Origin of the sequence: Caballeronia sp. ATUFL_F2_KS9A (genome assembly GCF_023630765.1) — a bacterium.
Classification (GTDB): Bacteria; Pseudomonadota; Gammaproteobacteria; order Burkholderiales; family Burkholderiaceae; genus Caballeronia; species Caballeronia zhejiangensis.
Map to the genome: position 1 here is coordinate 109,482 of NZ_JALQEK010000002.1, position 23,956 is coordinate 133,437.

The 23,956-nt window shown below is 64.2% G+C and carries 16 protein-coding genes and 1 pseudogene; 7 read left to right on the forward strand and 10 right to left on the reverse strand.

Annotated features, from left to right (window positions below; translation table 11 throughout):
- The first annotated feature begins 29 nt into the window (after window positions 1–29).
- Entirely contained in the window at window positions 30–4,193 is a 4,164-nt protein-coding gene (locus NCS67_RS02775; protein WP_250434053.1) for a translocation/assembly module TamB domain-containing protein, read from the forward strand.
- Window positions 4,194–4,257: 64 nt separating this feature from the next.
- Here NCS67_RS02775 and metG read toward each other — a convergent pair whose 3' ends face one another.
- Together metG and NCS67_RS02785 are read right to left on the reverse strand one after the other, a co-directional pair.
- The gene (metG, locus tag NCS67_RS02780; protein WP_250434056.1) at window positions 4,258–6,405 is read right to left on the reverse strand and encodes a methionine--tRNA ligase; all 2,148 of its coding nucleotides are present in this window, start codon (window positions 6,403–6,405) and stop codon (window positions 4,258–4,260) included.
- A 313-nt stretch (window positions 6,406–6,718) separates the two neighbouring features.
- The gene (locus NCS67_RS02785; protein ID WP_008351059.1) at window positions 6,719–7,375 is read right to left on the reverse strand and encodes a YiaD family glycine zipper/OmpA-like lipoprotein; all 657 of its coding nucleotides are present in this window, start codon (window positions 7,373–7,375) and stop codon (window positions 6,719–6,721) included.
- A 261-nt stretch (window positions 7,376–7,636) separates the two neighbouring features.
- Between NCS67_RS02785 and apbC the strand changes: the two genes are divergently transcribed.
- The 4 genes from apbC (at window position 7,637) to NCS67_RS02805 (ending at window position 12,486) form a co-directional block, all read left to right on the forward strand.
- Entirely contained in the window at window positions 7,637–8,725 is a 1,089-nt protein-coding gene (gene apbC, locus NCS67_RS02790; RefSeq protein ID WP_034472904.1) for an iron-sulfur cluster carrier protein ApbC, read from the forward strand.
- Window positions 8,726–8,844: 119 nt separating this feature from the next.
- Entirely contained in the window at window positions 8,845–9,378 is a 534-nt protein-coding gene (locus NCS67_RS02795; RefSeq protein WP_008351054.1) for a superoxide dismutase family protein, read from the forward strand.
- Window positions 9,379–9,539: 161 nt separating this feature from the next.
- Window positions 9,540–10,109 (forward strand): dCTP deaminase, encoded by a 570-nt coding sequence (gene dcd / locus NCS67_RS02800; protein WP_008351052.1) that lies wholly within the window; start codon window positions 9,540–9,542, stop codon window positions 10,107–10,109.
- A gap of 91 nt (window positions 10,110–10,200) precedes the next feature.
- The gene (locus NCS67_RS02805) at window positions 10,201–12,486 is read left to right on the forward strand and encodes an arginine/lysine/ornithine decarboxylase (protein WP_008351050.1); all 2,286 of its coding nucleotides are present in this window, start codon (window positions 10,201–10,203) and stop codon (window positions 12,484–12,486) included.
- Between the two features lie 28 nt (window positions 12,487–12,514).
- Here NCS67_RS02805 and NCS67_RS02810 read toward each other — a convergent pair whose 3' ends face one another.
- The 4 genes and pseudogenes from NCS67_RS02810 to NCS67_RS02825 all read right to left on the reverse strand — a co-directional run.
- Window positions 12,515–13,477: a Csu type fimbrial protein gene (locus tag NCS67_RS02810; RefSeq protein ID WP_008351048.1), complete on the reverse strand. Its 963-nt coding sequence runs from the start codon at window positions 13,475–13,477 to the stop codon at window positions 12,515–12,517.
- 3 nt (window positions 13,478–13,480) lie between these two features.
- Window positions 13,481–15,895: a fimbria/pilus outer membrane usher protein gene (locus NCS67_RS02815; RefSeq protein ID WP_250434066.1), complete on the reverse strand. Its 2,415-nt coding sequence runs from the start codon at window positions 15,893–15,895 to the stop codon at window positions 13,481–13,483.
- Window positions 15,896–15,917: 22 nt separating this feature from the next.
- On the reverse strand, window positions 15,918–16,643 hold the full coding sequence (locus NCS67_RS02820; RefSeq protein WP_250434076.1) for a fimbrial biogenesis chaperone: 726 nt from the start codon (window positions 16,641–16,643) through the stop codon (window positions 15,918–15,920).
- Window positions 16,644–16,750: 107 nt separating this feature from the next.
- Window positions 16,751–17,266, reverse strand: a pseudogene (locus NCS67_RS02825) (Csu type fimbrial protein); the annotation flags it as partial.
- 319 nt (window positions 17,267–17,585) lie between these two features.
- Here NCS67_RS02825 and NCS67_RS02830 point away from each other — a divergent pair.
- Entirely contained in the window at window positions 17,586–19,028 is a 1,443-nt protein-coding gene (locus NCS67_RS02830) for a lytic polysaccharide monooxygenase (RefSeq protein ID WP_250434081.1), read from the forward strand.
- A 43-nt stretch (window positions 19,029–19,071) separates the two neighbouring features.
- Here NCS67_RS02830 and NCS67_RS02835 read toward each other — a convergent pair whose 3' ends face one another.
- Entirely contained in the window at window positions 19,072–19,932 is an 861-nt protein-coding gene (locus NCS67_RS02835) for a 2OG-Fe(II) oxygenase (protein WP_008351040.1), read from the reverse strand.
- Between the two features lie 151 nt (window positions 19,933–20,083).
- Here NCS67_RS02835 and NCS67_RS02840 point away from each other — a divergent pair, with 151 nt between their 5' ends.
- The gene (locus NCS67_RS02840; protein WP_250434083.1) at window positions 20,084–20,923 is read left to right on the forward strand and encodes a lytic transglycosylase domain-containing protein; all 840 of its coding nucleotides are present in this window, start codon (window positions 20,084–20,086) and stop codon (window positions 20,921–20,923) included.
- 53 nt (window positions 20,924–20,976) lie between these two features.
- Here NCS67_RS02840 and NCS67_RS02845 read toward each other — a convergent pair whose 3' ends face one another.
- The 3 genes from NCS67_RS02845 to NCS67_RS02855 are packed head-to-tail and all read right to left on the reverse strand — an operon-like array spanning window position 20,977 to window position 23,954.
- Window positions 20,977–23,037: a glycoside hydrolase family 19 protein gene (locus tag NCS67_RS02845; protein ID WP_250434085.1), complete on the reverse strand. Its 2,061-nt coding sequence runs from the start codon at window positions 23,035–23,037 to the stop codon at window positions 20,977–20,979.
- 52 nt (window positions 23,038–23,089) lie between these two features.
- Window positions 23,090–23,602: a type II secretion system protein gene (locus tag NCS67_RS02850; protein WP_008351032.1), complete on the reverse strand. Its 513-nt coding sequence runs from the start codon at window positions 23,600–23,602 to the stop codon at window positions 23,090–23,092.
- Window positions 23,577–23,954 (reverse strand): type II secretion system protein, encoded by a 378-nt coding sequence (locus tag NCS67_RS02855; RefSeq protein WP_008351031.1) that lies wholly within the window; start codon window positions 23,952–23,954, stop codon window positions 23,577–23,579. Before NCS67_RS02855 ends, NCS67_RS02850 begins: the two co-directional genes overlap by 26 nt.
- Window positions 23,955–23,956: the final 2 nt, after the last annotated feature.

Below are 23,956 nucleotides of genomic sequence, written 5' to 3' on the forward strand. Positions count from 1 at the left end.
GTGAGAACGATGAAGGACATTGAATCGGCATGACGGACCCGAACAAGCAGGCGGACGCCGAAGCGCCGCCGCCCGAAAACGTTGGCGGCGGCGACGGCGGCGCGCAGAAACCGCCGCCGCGCAAAAGCGGCTGGCGCCGTTTGGCGCGGTGGATCGGCGCGCTCGTGCTCGTCGTCGTGCTGATCGCCGGGATCGCCATCGGCACGGTCTTTTACGTGCTGACGACCGAGCGCGGCACGCGCTACGCATGGAACGCGGCAACGAAGCTGCTCAAGGGGCAACTTACCGGCAAGCTCGACGGCGGCGCCATCGCGACCGGCCTGCAACTGCGCGACGTGCGCTGGAAGGACGGCAAGGGCACGGATATCGCGGTGGATAGCGTGTCGGGCCGCTGGGCGCTCACACGCGAGCCGCTGCGCTTCACGATCGATTATCTGCACATCGGGACGGTCGATGCGCGCATTGCGCCGTCGAACGAGCCGAGCAAGAAAACGGAACTGCCCAAGGATCTGCGCATTCCGATTCAGCTTGCGATCAACGATCTTTCCGTCGGGAAACTGCGTCTGCATCAGGGCACGGCGACGACCGAATTCTCGCGCCTGCTTTTCCACGGCCGAAGCGACGGCCAGCATCACGAAGCGGCGGTAGAGCGGCTCGACACGCCGTTCGGCGCGGTGACGGCGTCGGCGAAGCTCGATGGCGGCGCGCGTCCGTTTCCGCTTTCCGGCGATGCGGGCTATGCCGGCAAGGTCAACAACGAAACGGTGAACGTGAGCGCGCGGCTCTCGGGCTCGCTCGAAGACCTGATCGCCGACGTCGATGCGAGCGGCCTGAAACTCAACGGACGCGCGCACGTCGAGGCGCTGCCGTTCGCGGACGTGCCGCTCAAGTCGGCGCTCGTCACGTTCGATCACGTCAATCCGCAGGCGTTCGCGCCGGGCGCGCCCGAGGCCGACCTCGCCGTGCGCGCCGAAGTGAAGCCCGTCGAAGGCGCGGACCCGAACGCGTTCGTCGTCGCCGGGCCGGTGTCGATCGTGAACGCGAAGCCCGGTTCCATCGACAAGAAGCTGCTGCCGCTCATCGACGCGCACGCGAACGTGCGGCTCGACGCGTCCGAGCAAAGCATCACCGATCTCGATGTGCGGCTCCTGAAGAACGCGTCGGTGACGGGCGGCGGCGCGCTCAAAAGCGGCAAGGGCAAGTTCGACCTCAAGGTCGCGAAGCTCGATCTGAACGCGATCGAGCCGACGCTGCGCCCGACGGATTTCGCCGGACCGATCCGCATCGAGCTGGATGGCGACACGCAGCGCATCGCCGCCGACCTGAACGATCCGAAAGCCGCGATCCGCGCGCAGGCCAAAGTGAAGCTCGATCCGCAAGCGACCACGCTCGACGACGTGAAGCTCACGGTCGGGAAGGGCCGCGTCGAAGCGAGCGGCGTGCTGAAGAAGGACGCGAATTCGAGCTACGACCTGAAGGCGAAAATCGTCGAGTTCAATCCGCTGCTGCTGCAACAGCAGTTGATCGCGCCGAAGCCCGCGCCGGCGAAGAAAGGCGCGAAGCCGTCGAACAAGCCGGCCGCGCCGGCGCGTGTCGTGGAAGCGCGCGTGAACGGCACGCTGGCGGCATCGGGGCAACTCGCGCCGACGCTCACGACCAAGGCGACCTTCAAGCTCACCGACAGCATGTACGACAATCTGCCGCTGACGGGCGAGGGCACGATACAGGTCGCGGGCATGCGGCTGTTGCCGAGCAAGGCGGCGCTGTCGGTGGCGGGCAACAACGTCGATCTGAACGGCAGCTTCGGCGCGCCCGGCGACCGGCTGCGCTTCAAGGTCGACGCGCCCGCGCTCGAACGGCTCGGCTTCGGCATCGCGGGCACGGCGAAGGCGGACGGCGATCTGACCGGCTCGATCGCGCATCCGAACATCGCGGCGAACTATCAGGCCGATGGCCTCGTGTTCGGCGCGAATCGGCTCGGTCACGCGGAAGGCCGCGCCGATATCCGCGACGGCGCGAACGGCGCGCTCGTCTTCACGCTGAAGGCGCGCGATGCGAGCACGGAAGACATCGACATCGCGAATCTCGACGCGAATCTGAACGGCACGCGCGCGCATCACACGCTCGACGTGACGGCGACCGGCAAGGTGCGCGGCCAGCCCGTGAATCTCGCGCTCGGCGCGAACGGCAAGTTCACCGACGCGCCCGACGGCCCGCACTGGGACGGCGCGATCACGAAGCTGTCGAACAAGGGCACGCCGTCGCTGAATCTCGAATCGCCGCTTTCGGTGAGCTACGGTCCGAAGCGTCTCGTGCTCGGCGCGACGCGGCTCGTCGCGGAAGGCGCGGTGCTGAATCTGAAATCGTTCGCGATGGAGAACGGCCGCCTGCAATCGGCGGGCACGCTGACGAACCTGTCGGTGCCGCATCTGCTCGACGTGCGCCAGACGCTGACGGGCGCGGAGCCGCCGATCCGCACCGATCTCGTTTTCGACGGCGACTGGAACTTCACGCTCGGCGTGACCGCGACGGGCTACGCGCAGATCAAGCGCCGCGCCGGCGACGTGACGATCGACGGTACGCGCGGTCTGTCGGCGCTCGGCATTTCCGATATCGCCGCGCGCGCGGATTTCACCGACGGCAACCGCCTGAACGCGTCGCTGCACGCCCAGGCGAGCCGCATCGGCGTGATCGATGCCAACGTGCACACGCCGCTCGTCAATCGCGACGGCATGCTCACCATCGACGACAACGCGCCGCTGACCGGCGCCATCAACGCGAACGTGCCGGAATTGCGCACGACCGGCGGCCTGCTCGGCGCGAACTATCTGCTCGGCGGCAGGATTGCGCTCAAACTCGTGATCGCGGGCATCGTCGCGAAGCCGAATCTGTCGGGCTCGCTGACGGGCGACAACATTTCCGCGACGGTCGTCGATCAGGGCGTGCAACTGAAGGACGGCATCATCCGCATTGCGCTGTCGGAGAATCTCGTCGATTTTCAGCGCGTCGAGTTTCATGGCGCGAGCGGCACGCTGCGCGCGACCGGCAAGGTGCGCCTCGATCAGCAGGAGCCCGATCTGACCGCGAGCATCATCGCGGACAAGCTGGAGCTGTTCGCATCGCCGGATCGCGAGCTGATGCTGTCAGGCAGCGCGACGATCGCGAACGCGGGCTTGCAGGGCGGCATGGCGATCGACGGCAAGTTCACCGTCGATCACGCGCTCATCGATCTGCCGGAATCGTCCGCGCCGTCTCTCGGCGACGATGTCGTGATCGAGCGCCCCGATGGCACGATCAAGGGCGAGAACCAGTCGATCACCGCGAAGACCGAGAAGCCGGTCGGGCCGTTCACGCCGCGCGCGAACATCGGGATCGATCTCGGTCAGCACTTCCGCTTCAAGGGCGCGGGTGCGGACCTCGGCCTCGCGGGGAAGATTACGGCGATGAGCGCGCCGAACATGCCGCTGCGCGCGGTCGGCAACGTGCGCGTGACGACGCCGGGTTCGTCGTACACGGCGTTCGGGCGCAAGCTGAACATCGAGAACGGTTTCTTCACGTTCAACGGGCCGGTGGCGAATCCCGGCCTCAACATTCTCGCGATGCGGCGCAATCAGGAAGTCGAGGCGGGTGTGCAGGTGACGGGCACGGTGCAGGCGCCGGTCGCCAAGCTGATTTCCGAGCCGAGCGTGCCAGACAACGAAAAGCTCTCGTGGCTGCTGTTCGGCCACGGCACCGATCAGGGCAACAACGTCGGCCAGCAGAGCGCGATGACGAGCGCGCTCGCGCTGCTCGGAAGCCGCGGCGGCGCGAAGATCGCGCAGACGGTCGGACTGGACGAGTTCACGGTCGGATCGAGCGAAGTGGGCCTGACCGATCCGCAAGTCGTGCTGCTGTCGAAGGCGATCAACGAACGGCTCGTGATCGGCTACGAGCAAGGCTTGCAATCGGCGAGCAACGCGGTCAAGGCGACGCTGAACCTGTCGCGGTTCTGGGCCGTGACGGTGTACGGCGGGACGTATCAGGGCGTCGATCTGTCTTATACGCGGCGCTTCAATCGCTGGTCGAGGCTGTGGTCGTCGTCTTCGTCTTCGTCGGCATCGCGGGCGTCGGCTGTGCAGCCATCGGCGGCCTCGGGGGCGTCGGGCGTGAGCGCGCCATTCGGGGCATCGGCGACGGAAGTGGAATCGGACTGAGCATCGTCTGCTTCAAGCAAAAAGGGCACGCGATCTGCGTGCCCTTTTCGTTATGCGATGCGTGTTACTTCACCCGCATGCCCGGTTTCGCGCCGCTGTGCGGCTCGAGAATGTAGAGGCCCGGTTCGGCTTTTTCGTCCGTGGCGGATGCCGCGAGCACCATCCCTTCCGACAGACCGAACTTCATCTTGCGCGGCGCGAGGTTGACGACCATCACGGTCAGCTTGCCGATCAGATCCTGCGGCTGATACGCCGACTTGATGCCCGACAACACATTGCGCGTCTTGTCCTCGCCGACGTCGAGCGTGAGTTGCAGCAGCTTGTCGGAGCCTTCGACGGCCTTGCAGTCGACGATCTTCGCGATACGCAGATCGACCTTCGCGAAGTCGTCGATGGAAATGACGCCCGCGTCGTCCGGCTTCTTAGCGGCGGTCTTGGCCGGAGCGGCTGTTGTCGTCGCCGTTGCGGCTGCGGCTTCCGCGGCCGGCGCGAGCGATTCGCGATTCGCGGCGAGCAACGCCTCGATCTGCTTCGGATCGACGCGCGTCGTCAGATGCTTGTATGCGTTGATCGCGCTCGCCGACGACAGCGGCTTGTCGGCATCGGCCCAGACGAGCGTTGCGATGCCGAGGAACGATTCCACCGCTTCGATGAGCTTCGGCAAAACCGGCTTCAACGCGAGCGACAGCAGGCGGAAGGCTTCCAGGCTCACGCTGCAGGTTTCATGCAGCGCGACGGCGTTCGCCGGATCCTTCGCCTGTTCCCACGGCTTCGCGGTGTCGACGTAGGCGTTGACGGCGTCGGCCAGTTCCATCGTCGTGCGCAGCGCGCGGCCGTATTCGCGCGACTCGTAGAAGCCGGCGATGTGCGGAATCGCCGAACGCAGTTGCGCGACGAGCGGATGATGCATCGCGCTGTCCTGCACGCGGCCGTCGAAACGCTTGATGAGAAAGCCCGCCGCGCGGCTCGCGATGTTCACGTACTTGCCGACGAGATCGCTGTTCACGCGCGCCTGGAAATCTTCGAGATTCAGGTCGATGTCTTCCATCGTGCTGTTCAGCTTCGCCGCGAAGTAGTAGCGCAGCCACTCGGGATTCAGCCCCGTGTCGATGACGCTCTGCGCGGTGATGAACGTGCCGCGCGACTTCGACATCTTCGCGCCGTCGACGGTCAGGAAGCCGTGCGCGAACACGTTCGTCGGCGTGCGATGGCCGGAGAATTCGAGCATCGCCGGCCAGAACAGCGTGTGGAAGTACAGAATGTCCTTGCCGATGAAGTGATATTGCTCGGCCTTCGAGCCGGGCTTCACCCATTCGCCGAAATTCACGCCGATGCGGTCCGCGAGATTCTTGAAGCTCGCGTAATAGCCGACGGGCGCATCGACCCAGACGTAGAAATACTTGCCCGGCGCGCCGGGAATTTCGAAGCCGAAGTAGGGCGCGTCGCGCGAAATGTCCCAGTCGGCGAGTTTGGCTTCGCCCTTGTCGCCGAGCCATTCGCGCATCTTGTTGGTGGCTTCGGGCTGAGCGAGACCGCTGACCCAGCCGCGCAGGAATTCCTCACAGCGCGGATCGGACAGCTTGAAGAAATAATGCGTCGACGTCTTGCGGATCGGCGTCGCGCCCGACACGACCGAATACGGATTGATCAGTTCGGTCGGCTGATAGGTCGAGCCGCAGACTTCGCAGTTGTCGCCGTATTGGTCCTTCGCGCCGCATTTCGGGCATTGGCCCTTGATGAAACGGTCCGGCAGGAACATTTCCTTGACCGGATCGTAGGCTTGTTCGATGTCGCGCGCCTCGATCAGGCCCGCCTGCTGCAGCGCGCCGTAGATCGTGTTGCACAGTTCGCGGTTTTCCTCGGCATCGGTCGAGTAGTAGTTGTCGAACGAGATGCCGAAGCTGTCGAAGTCGCGCTTGTGCTCTTTCCACACGCGCTCGATCAACGCTTTCGGCGTGATGCCTTCCTTCTCGGCGCGCAGCATGATTGGCGTGCCGTGGGTGTCGTCCGCGCCGACGTAGTAGACCTCGTGGCCATGCATTCGCAGCGTCCGAACCCAGATGTCCGTCTGAATGTATTCGACCATATGGCCGATATGAATCTGACCGTTCGCGTACGGCAACGCGGACGTGACGAGGATCTGGCGGCGGCCGCCTTCAAAGGCTTGAGCGGCAGGCGCGGCGGTGGCAGTGGCTGAAATCGGTGCTGACATAAAGGCGCGGCCCGGTGGGAGTGCTTGAGGTTGTGAAAAAACGCGGAGTTCGATTTTAGCAGGGCGGGGAGAGGCGGGCGGAGTCGGCGGTGGATGGGGCGGAGTGCGTTTCGAGCGCCCAAAAAAAACCGGGGTCCAATCGGGCCCCGGAGCAACAACGACAAGAGGAGAATGGCAGGTGATGGCATCGCCATCCGCCTACCGTAAGGACAGACAGCAGCACCGCGTCCAAGTTTCAAATTTTTTTCAGACGACTAATTGCCGCTCGTGCCATCGCCCTCGCGGCGGCATATTCTCCTTTATAATCAGACGCTTACTGCACTTGTCCGGGCTGCGCGGTCGCACGCAGATAGATCTCCACGCGACGATTCTGCGCGCGGCCGGCTTCCGTCGAGTTGTCCGCGATCGGCTGAGTCTGGCCCATGCCCGATGCCGCGAGACGCTGCGCCGCGACGCCGTGCGTCGAAATGTACGACGCGACGCTCTGCGCGCGATTCTGCGACAGCGTCTGGTTGTAAGCCGCCTGACCCGTGTTATCCGTATGGCCGACCACGCTCGCGATCAGCTCCGGATGCTGCTGCATCGTCTGCGTGACGGAGTTCAGCACCGGATCGAACGACGGCTTGATCGCGTAGCTGTTCGTGTCGAAGGAAATCGAGTTCGGAATGTTCACCTTCAGCGAGCCGTCCTGCTGCTCGGTCACTTGCGTGCCCGTGCCCTTCGAGTCGCCCGAGATCTTGTTCTTGATCGACTGCCAGTTGTAGCCGACGATACCGCCCGTCGCCGCGCCGGCTGCCGCGCCGATCGCCGCGCCCTTGCCGCCGCCGAAGATCGCGCCGATCGCCGCGCCGGTCGCGGCGCCCGCGCCGGTGCCGACTGCGGTGTTGGTGCCCTGCTGCGTTTGACAGCCGGCGAGAAGCGCGCCCACCAGGGCAACGACGGACAGGCGGGTCATCAACTTAGTATTCATCTACGATCTCCTTTGATTCAACAAGCGTTCGGCGCATGCGCCGACAGTGCGAAAGGGTCTTCGGACGAGCCTCCGGGCGAGCCTCTACAATAATGAGAAAAGCGCCCGACTGCCCGGTGGGATGCGTCCCCGGAAAGATTTGCAGCGGGATAGTGCAATGCGTAAGCGTTACAACGCAACGGCGCTAACAATTACTTTCAATTTCCTCAGAGTGTTCCGTGCGCCGCTGGGCGCCAGCAACAATCGTTCCATGGAGTCTCGATGAGTATTGACCGCGCGAAGATCGACGCCGCACTCGCCACACTGACCGATCCGAACACCAACCGCAAGCTGGTTGATCTGAAAAGCATTCGCAACGTATCCGTCGACGGCGCGAACGTCGTGGTGAGTGTCGTGCTCGGCTATCCGGCGAAATCGCAGTTCGGTGCGATCCGCGAAATGGTGGAAGGCGCGCTGCGTCAGATCGCGGGCGTCGCGAACGTGACCGTGGATGTTTCGTCGCAGGTCGTCGCGCATGCCGTGCAGCGCGGCGTGAAGCTGCTGCCGAACGTCAAGAACATCATCGCGGTGGCGTCCGGCAAGGGCGGCGTCGGCAAGAGCACGACGGCTACGAATCTCGCGCTCGCGCTCGCGGCCGAAGGCGCGTCGGTCGGCATGCTGGACGCGGACATCTACGGTCCCTCGCTGCCGATGATGCTCGGCATCACCGGCCGTCCGGAATCGCCTGACAACCAGACGATGAATCCGCTCGAAGGCCACGGCATTCAGGCGAACTCCATCGGCTTTCTGATCGAGCAGGACAATCCGATGGTCTGGCGCGGCCCGATGGTCACGTCCGCGCTCGAACAATTGCTGCGTCAGACGAACTGGAAGGATCTCGATTACCTCGTCGTCGACATGCCGCCGGGCACCGGCGACATCCAGCTCACGCTATCGCAGAAAGTGCCGGTGACGGGCGCGGTGATCGTCACGACGCCGCAGGACATCGCGCTGCTCGACGCGAAGAAGGGCTTGAAGATGTTCGAGAAGGTCGGGATTCCGATTCTCGGCATCGTCGAGAACATGAGCACGCATATCTGCTCGAACTGCGGTCACGAAGAGCACATCTTCGGCGCGGGCGGCGGCGAGCGCATGGCGAAGGAATACGGCGTCGAAGTGCTCGGTTCCCTGCCGCTCGATATCGCCATTCGCGAGCGCACCGACGCGGGCCAGCCGACCGTCGTGTCGCAGCCGGACAGCCGCATCGCGGAGACGTATCGCGCCATCGCGCGCCGCGTCGCCATTTCGATTGCGGAGCGCCAGCGCGACATGACCTCGAAGTTTCCGAGCATCGTCGTGCAGAACACCTGATTTCGAATAAGCGATCGAATCGGCGCGAGCCTTGTGCGATGCGGCTCGCGGTATCATGTCGCCTTCGATGCGCGGCAGCGCGGACGCACGGGGCGTCGGCGGGCCGCCGAGAGGATCGCATGAGACACAGATTCGACGGAAGGGCGCTTTACGCCTCGATCGCGATGGCCGCTTGCAGCGTCATGCTGAGCGGTTGCGGCCTCATCTTCCAGAATCACGAAAAGCGCGCGGACGCCGTTTTGAATCCGACGCCCGGCAACGCCACGCGCGGCACCGTCACGCTGATCGAGCGCGCGGACGGCGTGCAGGTTTCCTACAGCCTCACCGACATGCCGCCGAACAGCGATCACGCGCTGACCGTCCACGAGCGCGGCGACTGCATCGCGGTCAACGGGCCGGACGCGAGTCCGGTGTTCGCGCTGCCTTCCGATCGCAGACGAACGTCATCGCGTCTCGAAGGCGAGCTCGGCAACATCCACGCGGACGCAACCGGCGCGGCGACGGGCTTCATCGTCGCGACAGATGTCTCGCTCGACGGCGTGCGCTCGATCATTTCGCGCGCGATCATGCTGCACCGCGAAGCGCTCGACCCGTACGCGAGCGCGCCGCACAACGTCGGACCCGCGCTCGCTTGCGGCGTGATCCGGCGGTAGCTGCTGCGGCGGCATGCGAAGCGCCCGGCGCGGCGGCGCGCTTCGCGTAAAATACCCGCTTTCGTTTGGCCCGCGCGGCGAGAACCGCCGCCGGCCATGCCCCGTTTCACCGCAGGCGGCGGTCGCGAGACCGAGCCGTTCACCGTTGAGTAGCGTCCCCTATGAGCATCAAATCCGATAAGTGGATTCGCCGCATGGCCGAAGAGCACAAGATGATCGAGCCGTTCGTGCGCGATCAGGTGCGCGTGGCCGAGGACGGCCGCAAGATCGTGAGCTACGGCACGTCGAGCTACGGCTACGACATTCGCGTCGCCGACGAATTCAAGATCTTCACGAACATCAATTCCACCATCGTCGATCCGAAAGCCTTCGACGAGAAATCGTTCGTCGACTTCAAGGGCGATGTCTGCATCATTCCGCCGAATTCTTTCGCGCTCGCGCGCACGGTCGAGTATTTCCGCATTCCGCGTTCGTGCCTCACGGTGTGCCTCGGCAAGTCGACGTATGCACGCTGCGGGATCATCGTGAACGTGACGCCGTTCGAGCCGGAATGGGAAGGTTACGTCACGCTCGAATTCTCGAATACGACACCTTTGCCTGCCAAAATCTACGCGAACGAGGGCGTCGCCCAAGTCCTGTTCTTCGAAAGCGATGAAATGTGCGAGACGTCGTATGCCGATCGCGGCGGGAAGTACCAAGGTCAGCACGGCGTGACGCTGCCGAAAACCTGATCGAACCACGCACGTTACAAGCTTGTCGAAAGACCGCTGGCCCCGAGATTGCGACTCGGGCAGCGGTCGTTTCCATTTGGAGATTCGCCCCATGAAGTTCCGCTTCCCCGTCGTCATCATCGACGAAGACTTTCGCTCCGAAAACATTTCGGGTTCCGGCATCCGGGCGCTCGCAGAAGCGATCGAAAAGGAAGGCGCCGAAGTCCTCGGCCTGACGAGTTACGGCGATCTCGCCGCGTTCGCGCAGCAGTCGAGCCGCGCATCGTGTTTCATTTTGTCGATCGACGACGAGGAATTGCTGCCTTACGCGGACAACGTCGTCGTAGAAGGCGATACGCCGGAACTGGCGACGGCCATCGTCGCCTTGCGCGCGTTCATCACCGCGGTGCGCAAGCGCAACGCCGATATCCCCATCTTCCTGTACGGCGAAACGCGCACGTCGCGCCATCTGCCGAACGACATCCTGCGCGAACTGCACGGCTTCATCCACATGTTCGAGGACACGCCGGAGTTCGTGGCGCGTCACATCATTCGCGAGGCGAAGGTGTATCTCGATGCGCTCGCGCCGCCGTTCTTCAAGGAGCTCGTGCAGTACGCGGACGAAGGCTCGTATTCGTGGCACTGTCCGGGGCACTCGGGCGGCGTGGCATTCCTGAAGAATCCGCTCGGGCAGATGTTCCATCAGTTCTTCGGCGAAAACATGCTGCGCGCGGACGTCTGCAACGCGGTCGAGGAACTGGGTCAGCTGCTGGATCACACCGGCCCGGTCGCGGCGTCGGAGCGTAACGCGGCGCGCATCTTCGGCGCGGATCATCTCTTCTTCGTGACCAACGGCACGTCGACGTCGAACAAGATCGTGTGGCATGCGACCGTCGCGCCGGGCGATATCGTGCTGGTCGATCGCAACTGCCACAAGTCGATCCTGCACGCGATCACGATGACGGGCGCGATCCCCGTGTTCCTCACGCCGACGCGCAATCACTTCGGCATCATCGGACCGATTCCGCGCGACGAGTTCAAGCCGGAGAATATCCGCAGGAAGATCGAGGCGAATCCGTTCGCGCGCGAGGCGCTGGCGAAGAACCCGAAGATCAAGCCGCGCATTCTGACGATCACGCAGAGCACGTACGACGGCGTGATCTACAACGTCGAGATGATCAAGGATCTGCTCGGCGACATGCTCGACACGCTGCACTTCGACGAAGCCTGGCTGCCGCACGCCGAGTTCCACTCGTTCTATCAGGACATGCACGCGATCGGCGCGGGCCGTCCGCGCACGGGCGCGCTCGTGTTCGCGACGCACTCCACGCACAAACTGCTCGCGGGCATTTCGCAGGCGTCGCAGATTCTCGTGCAGGACAGCGAGAACAGCACGTTCGACCGTCATCGTTTCAACGAGGCGTATCTGATGCACACGTCCACGTCGCCGCAATACGCGATCATCGCGTCGTGCGACGTCGCGGCCGCGATGATGGAAGCGCCGGGCGGCGAGGCGCTCGTCGAGGAGTCGATTGCGGAAGCGGTCGATTTCCGCCGCGCGATGCGCAAGGTCGATGCCGAATACGGCGACGACTGGTTCTTCAAGGTCTGGGGCCCGGACGCGCTGGCGGAAGAGGGCATCGGCGATCGCGAGGACTGGGTGCTGAAGCCCAACGACCGCTGGCACGGTTTCGGCGCGCTCGCGGAAGGCTTCAACATGCTCGATCCGATCAAGGCGACGATCATCACGCCGGGACTCGACGTCGACGGCGAATTCGGCGAGACCGGCATTCCGGCCGCGATCGTGACGAAGTATCTGGCGGAGCACGGCATCATCGTGGAGAAGACGGGGCTTTACTCGTTCTTCATCATGTTCACGATCGGCATCACGAAGGGCCGCTGGAACTCGATGGTCACGGAGCTTCAGCAGTTCAAGGACGACTACGACAACAATCAGCCGCTGTGGCGCGTGCTGCCGGAGTTCGTCGCGCAGCATCCGTCTTACGAGCGCATCGGTCTGCGCGATCTATGCGAGCAGATTCACAGCGTCTATCGCGCGAACAACATCGCGCGCCTGACGACGGAGATGTATCTGTCGAGCATGGAGCCGGCGATGAAGCCGTCCGAGGCGTTCGCGAAGCTCGCGCACCGCGAGATCGATCGCGTGCCTATCGACGAACTGGAAGGACGCGTGACGTCGATTCTTTTGACGCCGTATCCGCCGGGCATTCCGTTGCTGATTCCGGGCGAGCGTTTCAATCGCACGATCGTGGATTACCTGCGTTTCGCGCGCGAGTTCAACGAGCGCTTCCCGGGATTCCATACGGATATTCACGGGCTGGTCGGCGAGATGATCAACGGACGGATCGAGTATTTCGTGGATTGCGTGCGGGATTGAGTGCACGCCGTGGCGATCACGAGCCGCATCAAAAAATAATGAATGCGGTGATCGTGTCGCGATAGGGGCCGGGCCGTGGGGCCGATTGCGCAGGCACTTGCCCATAGACGGTGAAGGTGTAGGCGACGCCCGTACCGACGCCGTTGCCCATCACAGTCCCGGACGTGCCGTCGCCCCACGGGACGGTATGCGAAGGGTCGATGTACAGCTGATAGTCGATTGTCTCGGTCCCACCCACCCGTGTGAGCTTGCGCCCAGTGATCGCGCCGCCGTCCGACGTGCCTCCGTTCAGCGCAATGTTGTACGACGCGCCCGACGTGCAGGTCGCGGTGATGCGGCTCGTCGCCTCGAGCGGCTCCTGAAAAGAACTCTGCGTGCCGAACGCCATCGGCGTCGCGGAGATGTTGCAGTTGTTCGCCACGTTGACCGATACGTTGAACGCCGCCGACTTGTACGGCGCGGTCGCCGTGCTGCAACTCGGCGGCGTGCCGCTGTAGCCCACATAGACGAAATACGTGTCGGCGGCGGTGAACGTCTGCGTGTACGTCCCCAATCCGACCTGCTGATTCGGCGGAATCCGCCCGTAGAACGGCTCCTGTGCCCACACCTTGCCGCTCGGATGCACAGGCAGGTCGATGATGTACGGCGTCGTCGACGGGTTGAGAATCGAGCCCCACACGCTCACATGATCCGGATCGACGTATAGGTTGTAGTCGAGCGTCGCGCCGTTCGGGCCGGTCAGCACGCGCGGCGACGTCGTGCTGATGTTCAGGCACATGCGCACCATCGGCGTCGTGTAGCCGGTGCAATACATGATGACCGCGCCGACGACCTCCGTCGGCTCCGAATAGGTCGTGTCGTATTCGCCGAAATCCGTGTAGCCGACGGAAAACGAACACATCTGCGCCCGCGACGCTTTCGGCAGCGCGAGCAGCGCAAACATCGCGACGACGATGACCGCGCCTCTTCGTATCCACGATCGCGTTCGCATGATTCATCCTCCGTTGCCGCGACAGACGAACGGCCCGATCTGCGGCAACTCGTGTGACGACGCGGCGTCGAACGGCACCTGCGCGGAACAGCTCGCGCCGTGTCCGCGAATCGTCACCGTGTTAGCGGCGTCGAGCTTGTTGAAGAACGCGAGGCCGTCGAAGCCGACGATCGCCGTTTCGCCCGTGCTCTCGTTGGTCGCGGCAGCGCCTTCCTTGATCGGCGCGCCGCCCGCATCGACGAAACTCACCGACGCGCCCTGATACCGCGACATCCCGAAGCGCGCGAGCACGCCCGAGCGCCGTTCGGGCGCGACGTTGAGCTTCGTCGTTTCGATACGCGCATCGGCGGGCAAGGCGAGCGGATCGATCGCGATCTGATTGCGCTGATACGACTGCAGATCCGGCACCAGCAGATGGCCGCCCGAATTCGTGACGCCGACCTTGCGGTTCTCCTGGCTCACCGGCACGCCCGCGACGCCGTCGGTGGAGACGAGCGCGAAGCCATCCGTGATCGTGCGCGCGGGCAGCACCGCGCCGTCCATGATGGCGATCGCGCCGGTCATCTCGGCGGTGCCCGTCGTCGTGCCGTTGAAGCGCTGCGCCGTCGCCTGGAATTCCCCGAAGCTCGCACGATAGTTCGCGCCCGCGAACCCATGCCGATAATCCGCGCCCGCGCCCGCCTGCACCGTCCAGCCCCATCCGCCGCTGAAATCGGCCGGACGCGACGCGGTGACGTCCGCCGTCGAGTGGCCGCCCGATTGCGCGAGCGTCGTGCTGACCGCCATGTTGCCGCCGAGCGCGACCGTCACGCCGATCGATCCGCCCCACACGTTCTTCTGCAGGAAGTCGCGGTACGCCGTCGCGAAGAGCGACCAGCGCCGCCCGAACTGCGCGTTGTACGCGAGCGTAAGGACGCGCGCGTGCCCGGAAAAGCTGTCCTCGGAATCGACGTAGCTCATCGTCGCCGATTGCGTGCGCAGGAACGAAACCGACGCCGTCGCCTGATAGACATGCTGAAACGTCGACGTGCCCGTAAGCGACGCGACATCGCGATAGCCGCTCGACGCCTGCGTGCCCTGCAGACTGACGGAAAACTTCGGCCCGATGTACTGATAGCCGAGGCTGTAGAGCGAACCGGTCATACCGTCGACCTTGCTCGCGGCCGCCGCCGTGCTGAACACGCCGAAGCCGCCGGTGCCGATCACCGCGCCCGCGCCGCCGTTGACGAGTCCCTGGCCGCCTTCGGCGTGCGCCTGCAAGGTCAGCCAGTCGCTGACGCCATAGCTGAACACGCCGCTATAGATGGGCGAACGCTCGTAGTCGAAAGACTCGACCGTGTAGTTGTCGCGCAGGAAGCCGAGTTCGAACGAATAGTTGAACAATCCCTTCGACAAGAGCCGCGCATCGATATAGAGCGGCACGCTCGTCGTGACGCGGCGACCGAGCGCATCGGTGACGACGATTTGTGCGACGCCCGCGCCGTTCAGGCTCGGCGCCTGCGCGATCTGGAACGGCCCGGGCGCGACTTCGCCGCTGTACTGGCGCAGGCCGTTGACGTAGAGATCGACGGCGGAAGGCACGGCGGCCGAGGCGGAGAACATCGGCAGGGGAAACGTGATGAGGTCGGGCCTCAGCGTGAAGTCGCGCTGGATCTGGAATCCGCCGAAGCGCACGGAGCGCGACCACGGCAGCGATCCCGATACCGAATCGCCGACCGTCATCGTGAAAAGTTTCGCGGGATTCGAGTAGCTCCAGTTCGTGTCGAGCCGCGTGTATCGGTTCGAGCCGCCGTCCGCGTTGATCCAGGTGCCGGTGTTGTCGAACACGCCGAAGGGCGTGAAGAGGCGCTGCTCGCTCCACACGCCGATGCTGTTTTCGCTGTCCTCGCCGTATTCGCGCGTGTAACTCACGTCGTAGTTCATCAGGAAGCCGGTGCCTGACGTCGCCTTCGGCGTGACCGGCAGCCTGTAGCCGATCTTGCGTGTGGTCTGGCGCGCTTCGTCGACGTCGAGAATCGCCTGCTGGCGCGCGGGCGCATACGTCGCGCGCAAGCCGGGAATCGACGACAGCGCGAGCCAGCCATCGGCGTCCGGTTTCAAATCGCTCACGCGGATGCCCGCGGCTCCGAGCGTGTGCGGCTCGGCATAAAGTTGGCCGTGACGCAGTTCGAACTCCGACGGCTCGCCGAGATTCGTTCCGTTGATGACGATCTCGAGCACGAGTTGCTGATTCGTTTCGGCGAACGCGCCGAAGGGCTCCCCGCGCGCTGCGCCCGAGAGGCTCGGCAGTTCGGCGGGCGAGCCGCCGCCGGTGATGTCGACCTGCGCGATCGCCGCTTCCGACACGAGAACGAGCGTCAGCGCGACGCGAGCTTTCCGGCCCGGCGTTTTCCTGGCGGTGTCGGCGGACGAGGACATGCTCGCGGCGATGCGCAAGCGATCAAGGTCCGCCGCTCTCGCCGAGCCGCTCCGTGACGGCCGAGCCGTTGACCGTCGCCGCGACGTCCGCCGGCTTGCCGCGCAAGGCGCTCGCGGCGGCGGGCAGCGCCCACGCGCGCACGCGGCCCGGCAGGACGTAGCCGAGCAGGCCCGCGGAAATCGGAATGTCCGCGCCGCCGTTTTTCAGCGATACCGCGCTCAACTGCGCATGGATCGCCCCGCTGTTCGAGACGAGCAGAAACGGCTTGCCGTTTCTCTCGACGATGCTCCATTGCAGCTTCGGCTTGCCCGCTTCACCGGCTGGCGAAATAAATAGTGGTACAGAATATCGAAAGCGAAACTGAACGTTCGCACCGGCGGTAGCGCCTTCGGGCGGCAATTCATCGATGAGCAGACGATACGCGCGCTCCTGCTGCAACGGCTCCATGCTCGAGCGAATCACGCGGATGACCTGCTGTCCGCCCGCGGCCACTTCGGCGATAGGCGGGCTCGCGACGATCTCGCGCGTCGGCGTCAGCTTGTCCTGTTCATCGGCCTGATCCCAGACGAACGCGCGCACTTGAGCGTGGATCGGTTCGTCGCCGCCGTTGCTCAGGTTGATGACTTTGCCGTTCTCCGCGGCAGTGAGCTGGATCGTTACCGGGGAGATTTGCAATGAAGCGGCGAGCGTCGCGGAGCATTGCAGAAAGAGAAAAACCGCGCAGACGCGCGGTAGCAAGGTGGGCATCGTCGGTCTCCTTATGTCATCCCGACTATCCCATTGATATAGATTTATCTGCGAACAAGCAAGCGTCGCGCTGAGTGCGAGATGCTTGCGGCGCGATGCGAGGTTGAGAACACGACCGTCGCGGTGATGGTCGACGAATACGCGCCAGCCGCGGGCGTGTTCTGCGTCGGCACGCGGCCATAGACCGGGATGGTTTGCGCGCCGCCGTCGCCGGTGCCCGCGACCGTGTCGGTGTCCGCCGTGTTGCCCCAGACCTGCGTGCGGGCGATATCGCGATACAGGTTGAACGAGACGAATGCGTCGCCTGCTGCGTTGCCCATCTTGCGATCCGATATGGCCGAACCGGTGGCCGTGCCCGCGTCGAGGGCGACGGTGTAGGGCGTGCCCTTGGTGCAGGTGACCGACAGGCTGGCGTTCTGATCGATGTTCTGCGTGAGGACGCCGGTGCTGCCGAAATCGAGCGGATTGGCGGCGATCGAGCAATCGTCCTGAACCGTCAGCGTGACGTCGAAAGTCGCGGTCTTGCTCGTGGCGGCGAATGCATTCTGCGAACCGACGGCGCCGAGCGTGGCGGCGCTTGCAACGATGGCAATGACGGCGGCTTTCTTGAACAGGTTACGCATGAGGAACACTCCTGAGATCGAAAAGATGACTGATGCTGAATCGCGCTGGCGTCGCGAGGACATGGATGAATCATAGGGAATACGCGATTAAGACTGAATGAGACGACTCTTAATTGAGATAGGCAGGCGCGGTGTTTCGCTTGTTGTGGTCATGTCGCGGGCGTTATTGAGATTGATGCGTGCCGCGAATCACTGGCTGCCGGCACGGAGCATCTTCGTGCTAACTCATCCCGATTGCGCCTTCTAGAATGAAGAGCGATCGGGCGCGGTTCGACCATTTGAATTAGATATGCGAAGCAAATCAAAAAAGGGGATTGTCATGTTCGCTGAGAAGTGGAAATTGAGGTTCGTGCTGCTTCCGTTGGCCGTGCCGTGTGCGGTGTCGGCGCACGGTACGATCGAGACGCCGATCAGCCGCGTCTATTCGTGCTACCTCGAGGGCCCGGAAAGCCCGACGTCGGCGCCGTGCAAGGCTGCGGTCGCGGTGGCGGGGCCGTCGTTTCTGTACGACTGGGCTGGCGTGAATCAACTGCCCAATGGCGATCACAAGGCTTTCGTGCCCGACGGGCATCTGTGCAGCGGCGGCAAGACCAACTACTACGGTCTGGATCTCGGCCGAAGCGACTGGCCGGCCACGACGATCTCGGCCGATCTGAGCGGAAACTACACATTCGTCTGGTACGCGACCGCGCCGCACGTCACGCGCTACTTCCAGATGTACATGACCTCGGACGGCTACGATTTCAATCAGCCGTTGAAATGGTCCGATCTCGACAGCAAGCCGTTCTGCGAACTCAACAGCGCGACGCTCGACAACGGGCGCTACAAGCTGCAATGCAAGCTGCCCGCGGGCAAAACGGGCAGGCGGATCATTTACACGATCTGGCAGCGCAACGACAGCGCCGAAGCGTTCTATGCGTGCAGCGACGTGGTCATCAACGGCGCGCGCACGACCTGGCGCGAGATGCGTCCGATCCCGACGACGGCGCTGGATCAACCGGCGGGCATGAAGATCACGCTGCGGGTCTTCGATGCGGACGGGCACGATCTGGAATCGATCAGCTATACGGTGACGGCGCAGACGACGGCCGCTGCGGACTGGGTGTATGCGATGGCGCAGAAGGTCAACTCGGATGCGAAGCATGTGCGGCTGGGGCTGATCGACAACAACGGCAACATCGTGCCGCAGAAGACGATGTCGGCGAACCGCATCTACGTCGACAGTCCGCAGGACTACAACTTCGCGGTCGATTACACCGGCGCGCCGGCACCCGCGCCTTCACCGACGCCGACGCCTTCACCTGCGCCCACGCCAACGCCCACGCCAACGCCAACGCCAACGCCTACGCCAACGCCAACGCCAACACCTACGCCCGCACCGGCGCCAACGCCGACACCAACCCCCGCCCCCTCACCCAGCGCAGGAGGCGCGACATGCGCCATCGCGTGGCAGTCGGGCACGATCTACAAGGCGAAGGAAAACGTATCGGTGAGTGGCCGCAACTACAGCGCGCGCTGGGAGAACTCCGACGATCCCTCGCGCAATTCGGGCAGCGGCAAATCGTGGCAGGACCTGGGCGCGTGTTCGGGACAGACGTTGCTCGCGTGCGCCGCGCCGTGGAGCGCGAGCAAGACCTACGCGACCGCGGGCACGACGGTCAGCTACAACGGCATGAACTATCGCAACAAGTGGTGGAGCGCCAACGCCGATCCGGCGACGAACTCGGACGGCGCCTGGGAAAAAGTCGGAGCCTGCAAATGAGGGAGGGGGAGCGCGGCGCCCGCATCGAGGCGTCGCGCAAGTCTCATGCTTCAGCGCGAAAACGCCCGCGCCGGATCCACTTCGTCGCGATCCACTTCTCGCCTTTTTCGACGGGCGTGCCCGCGTGCAGCGTTTTCGGATCGCTTTGTCCGAGTTCGTTGACGTATTCGAAATAGAGCGCGCTGCCGCGCCGCGGATGAATCGCGAGTCCGATGTCCGGAAACGTCGTGTCGCCGCCTTGCTCGACTTCGTTGAGATAGAGGATGACCGTCGCGATACGCTGCCCGCCGCGCTGCATGTGATGTTTGCTGCCGGCCTGCTCTTCGGGGAAGTAGTCGTAATGCGGGCGATATTCGCCGCCCATGCCGTATCGAAGGATATGCAGATCCTCGCCGTTCTCTACCGGCTGGCGAAACAGTTCGGCGATCCTTCGGTCGATCGTTTCGACGAGCGCATCCGTCGATGCATTGACGAACGCGCCTTCGCTCCTGCGTTCTTCGATGGTGATCTCCTTGCCCGAATCGGGATCGACGACGGACGAGCGCTGCACATGCTCGCGGCCGATCTCGATCAGCCGGTCGCATTCGGTGTCGTCGAGCACGTCGGCGACGAGCGCGATCACCGGCTGTTCGCTGCTGAAGACCTTGGGCGCGGATCGATCGCTCGCGGTCAGCACGCGCGCCTGCGGCAGCATCGGCGTGCCGTAGAGATAGTCGGGCGATGTTTCATCGTCGGCTTGAGGCGCGTCGCCGGCAAGATGGCGCGCGAGCAGCAGGCGCGCGGTGTTCGGATGGAACGCCGCGGCGATCATCGCGTCGATCAGCGACTGATGCGTGCAGCCGCGGCGGATGTTGTCGTCGAGCCAGTTCTTCCATGTCGAATCGAAGCGGGGAATCGTGCTCATGGCGGCTTTCCGAGTATCACTAAACGATCGGTCCTTTCATGGAAGCACAAAAGCATCTGAATAACAACGGCGCGATTGAAACAGCCGCGCGGCTCGCGCAAAGCGAACTATGCTTTCTCAAGGCGCGGCATCGGGCCGTGTCGGATGAGGGATGAATCGCGCCATGCGAAGCGCATCGTTAAGGATCGAAGGGCGCCGTGCGATCGCCGTGTTGCTGGCGATCGGATGCCTCGCGCTTGGCGAGCGCGCGCGCGCCGCGTCGATGCTGCGCTGCGAGTCCGATGACAACACGGTCACGTATGTCAGCACGCGCATCGAAAACGCAAGGTGCATCCGCGTGAACATGAACTGGCAGTGGACGCCGCCTGCAGCGTCATCCGCATCGATGGCGTCGGCCGCGCCGCCCGCCGCGCCGCTCACGCGACGTCAGACCACGGCGCGCATCTACAGCTATGTCGAAGACGGCGTGCGCCACTTCGTGTCCAGGAAACCGGCCGGCGTTGCGGCGAACGTAACGGTCATCGAGTTGCGTTTCATGGAGACGTGCAATCTGTGCTCGCCCGCCGATGACGTCAACGTTGCGGGGCTCGCGCTCGACACGCGTTCCTACGGACGCGAAATCGATGCCGCCGCCGCGTCGTTCAACGTCGACAGCGCGCTCGTGCGCGCGGTGATTCACGCGGAATCGGCGTATCGCGCGAACGCGATCTCCCGCGCGGGCGCGCAGGGCCTCATGCAACTGATGCCGGCGACGGCGACGCGCTTCAACGTCGGCGATCCGTTCGACGCGGCGCAAAACATTCGCGGCGGCGTGCAGTATCTGTCGTGGCTGCTCAGGCGCTTCAACAACAATCTCGATCTCGCGCTGGCCGCGTACAACAGCGGCGAGGCGGCCGTCGATCGCTACAACGGCGTGCCGCCATACAACGAGACGCGCACGTATGTGTCGCGCGTGAAGACGCTCGCCGCGCGTTATCGCGACGGGCGCTGAACGCTTCACGCGTTCCCTCGCGCGGATGTTGCCGCGATGGAGCGCGCCGGCGCTTACTTCGTGTTGTCGACTTCGACCTTGCCGTTGTATGTCACCTTGCCGCGGAAGAAGTAGTCCGTGCACGCCTTGTAATCGCCCGGATTGATGAGCGAGAAGGGCATCTGATAGTCGACCAGCTTGCATCCCGTCGCCGGCTTGCCGTTGATCCACGAATAGTCCTTGTCGAGATACGCCTTGATCGCGGCGGCCGAGCCTTCGTTGAAGCCTTTCATGTTGGCGCAGCCGAGCGGTTCGTCGGCGGGAATGGTCACGCCCAGCTCGCGCGTGAACTCCTTGTACGCGTTGATGCGGTTCGTCACCTGCGATTTTTCCGCGCCGCCGCCGCCGCACTCGATCCCGCCGTTGATGATGAACACCGTCGCGCCGAAGCCCGGCTTCATGTTGTTGCCAATATCGACGGCGTTCGGCTTCCAGGTTCCGTCGACGGCCCAGGTCATCGGCGGCTTGGGCGTTTGCGGCGTCACGGCGAACCAGATCGCGGATGCGAAGTTGAGCCACGTATCCGCGACGCGTCCGGGATTGTCGAGCAGGATGTTGACGTCGCCATACAGCGCCTGCGAGAACGGGCCGAAGTTGTAGTTCCACGAGAGCTGCTTCGCGCCGCGCCCGAAGTAGTCGAGATACTTGCCCGAGGCATTCTTCGCGCACGGATAGAAGATCCAGTTCGTCGCGTGCGAGCCGGGGATGCACTGCTGATACGCGCCGACCGCCGAGCCTTCCGTGTATCCCGATTCGCGCAGGAACCACAGCCCTTGCTGCCAGAAGGGAATCGGCGTGTTTTGCGGCATCGTCGCGAGTACCGGGTTGTTGTGCTCGGCGTCGTTCGAGCGCGCTTGCGCCGGCGTCAGCGAATTCCAGTTCGCGCCGGTTTCCTGCACGAAGTGCGCGAACGATGTGGCGAGCAGCTTGCGACAGATGGCGTCGGCGTCGCGTCCGTCCGTGTAGTCGCCGCAGTAGGCCGGGAATTTAGCGATGCCGCGCAGGAAGTTCACGTACGAATAAGCGATGTTGCGTACAGGGAAGAGCGCGTCGAACTTCGCTTCGGGGATGATCGCTTCGACGCGCTTCACGTTCGACGGATTGGCGGCGCGTTTCGGCACGACGGCGTTGACTTCGTCGTCGGGCAGCACGCGCAGGGCGTCGCGCAGCGTCGCGATCTGGCCGCCGGATTGGTCGATCAGCGCTTTCTCGGACGCGTTGAACTGGGCCTGCGTCGGGTAATCGGCGGGCGCGGGGATGTAGGTGATTTGAGGTTTGTAGGACGCGGGGGTTGGCGTTGGCGTTGGCGTTGGCGTTGGGGTTGGCGTCGGAACCGGAGTGGGCACAGGTACGGGCGTCGGCGTCGGCGTGGGCACCGGCACCGGAGTCGGCGTGGGCGTTGGAGTCGGAACAGGCGTCGGCGCAGGAACAGGCGTCGGCGCAGGAACAGGCGTCGGCGCAGGAACAGGCGCAGGAACAGGCGTAGGCGTAGGAACGGGCGTCGGGCTCGGCGTTGCGCCGCTGCACGCGCCGAGGTCTTCCCACACGCCATACGCGCCCGATTGCGCGGGATTGTCGCCCTGCGTCCACCACTTGTTTCGATAGTTCCGCCCGTTGTACGTCACGCGCGTGTTCGCCTGCGCATAAACCTGACTCGCGGACCACGCCGTGTAGCAGCCGGACGGTGTTGGTGTCGGCGTTGGCGTTGGCGTTGGCGTTGGTGTCGGCGTTGGTGTCGGAACCGGCGTCGGCGTCGGCGCGGGCGTCGGAACAGGCGTCGGAGTCGGAACCGGAACCGGAGCAGGAACCGGCACAGGCGTCGGAGCCGGAGCCGGCGCAGGCGTCCCCGCCGCGCCGACATCCTTCCACAACGTCGGCGACGCAGCCGGATTCCATCCCGCGCCGGGATAAGCCGTATGCGTCTGCAAAGCCTGATAGACGCGTCCGTTGTACGTGACTGTCGTGCCCGCCGAATAGGTCGTGCCCTCGGTCCAGGCCTGCTGCGCGAACGTCAGACCCGCCTGAAGCATCAGCGCGGCCGGCAGCAATGCCAGCTTTCTTCGAATCGATGTCATCTCAGTCTCTCCAGCGTGAAGGTCCGGATGCGCGCCGGACGATTGAAGTCGGCTACCGTCGGCTCATGTTCTTTTCCGGGTAGTACGTGAACTTCCATTCCGAAATGCTCGTCTGCAGCCCGAAGCTCGCATCGCTGTCGGAAAATCCGTCCTTCTTGAGCGGCGCTTCGTTCGATGCGCTGTACACGCCGTATAACTCGCCGTCCGGCCCGCGAATCTCCTGCCACGGGCCGTCGTTGGTCATCGGATCGGCATAGGCCTCGCGCAGATAGCGCTGCACGTATGACGCGCGCGGATCGCGCAGCAGATCGTCGAAGCGCTTCGGGAACGCGCCGCTCTTGTCGGCCTTGACGTAAGCCTCGATCGCCCGGCGGATCGCGTCGCCGCGGCGCAGCAGCTCGTCTTCCTTCACGCGCTGGATTTGCGTGGTCCATACGGTGCCGACCGCCATCAGATAGATGGAGATCAGCGCGACGCACATCAGCGCCCACAACATGCCGAAGCCGCGCTCGCGCTTTCGACGTGCGCCGCCGCGCCGCTCACCACGCGCTGTAATCGCTGCCATCCTTGCCCTTGCCTTTCGCGCCGCTGCGCACGTTGTAGACGCCGGGTGTGCCGTCGGCGGGCGGCTCGGTCGTCCATGCGGTGCGATTGCCCGCGACCGGGTCCATCGGTATCTCGCGCAGATAGCGCTTCTGCACGAGCTCATCGAGCGATTGCGGATAGCGCCCCTGATCCGCGCGAAAGCGGTCGATGGAATCGCGCATCGCGGCGAGGTTCTGATGCAGCACGGTTTCCTTCGCCTTGTCCGCCTGGCCGAAGTAGCGCGGCACGACGAGCGTGAGCAAGGTCGCGATGATCGCCAGCACGACCAGCAACTCGATCAGCGTGAATGCGCGCAGCGCCTTCTTCCACATGG

Excerpts from the sequence above, each read along its gene's own strand:
- NCS67_RS02775 (WP_250434053.1), top strand. The coding sequence starts at position 30 with ATGACGGACCCGAACAAGCAGGCGGACGCCGAAGCGCCGCCGCCCGAA.
- metG (WP_250434056.1), bottom strand. The coding sequence starts at position 6,405 with ATGTCAGCACCGATTTCAGCCACTGCCACCGCCGCGCCTGCCGCTCAA.
- NCS67_RS02785 (WP_008351059.1), bottom strand. The coding sequence starts at position 7,375 with ATGAATACTAAGTTGATGACCCGCCTGTCCGTCGTTGCCCTGGTGGGC.
- apbC (WP_034472904.1), top strand. The coding sequence starts at position 7,637 with ATGAGTATTGACCGCGCGAAGATCGACGCCGCACTCGCCACACTGACC.
- NCS67_RS02795 (WP_008351054.1), top strand. The coding sequence starts at position 8,845 with ATGAGACACAGATTCGACGGAAGGGCGCTTTACGCCTCGATCGCGATG.
- dcd (WP_008351052.1), top strand. The coding sequence starts at position 9,540 with ATGAGCATCAAATCCGATAAGTGGATTCGCCGCATGGCCGAAGAGCAC.
- NCS67_RS02805 (WP_008351050.1), top strand. The coding sequence starts at position 10,201 with ATGAAGTTCCGCTTCCCCGTCGTCATCATCGACGAAGACTTTCGCTCC.
- NCS67_RS02810 (WP_008351048.1), bottom strand. The coding sequence starts at position 13,477 with ATGCGAACGCGATCGTGGATACGAAGAGGCGCGGTCATCGTCGTCGCG.
- NCS67_RS02815 (WP_250434066.1), bottom strand. The coding sequence starts at position 15,895 with ATGTCCTCGTCCGCCGACACCGCCAGGAAAACGCCGGGCCGGAAAGCT.
- NCS67_RS02820 (WP_250434076.1), bottom strand. The coding sequence starts at position 16,643 with ATGCCCACCTTGCTACCGCGCGTCTGCGCGGTTTTTCTCTTTCTGCAA.
- NCS67_RS02830 (WP_250434081.1), top strand. The coding sequence starts at position 17,586 with ATGTTCGCTGAGAAGTGGAAATTGAGGTTCGTGCTGCTTCCGTTGGCC.
- NCS67_RS02835 (WP_008351040.1), bottom strand. The coding sequence starts at position 19,932 with ATGAGCACGATTCCCCGCTTCGATTCGACATGGAAGAACTGGCTCGAC.
- NCS67_RS02840 (WP_250434083.1), top strand. The coding sequence starts at position 20,084 with ATGAATCGCGCCATGCGAAGCGCATCGTTAAGGATCGAAGGGCGCCGT.
- NCS67_RS02845 (WP_250434085.1), bottom strand. The coding sequence starts at position 23,037 with ATGACATCGATTCGAAGAAAGCTGGCATTGCTGCCGGCCGCGCTGATG.
- NCS67_RS02850 (WP_008351032.1), bottom strand. The coding sequence starts at position 23,602 with ATGGCAGCGATTACAGCGCGTGGTGAGCGGCGCGGCGGCGCACGTCGA.
- NCS67_RS02855 (WP_008351031.1), bottom strand. The coding sequence starts at position 23,954 with ATGTGGAAGAAGGCGCTGCGCGCATTCACGCTGATCGAGTTGCTGGTC.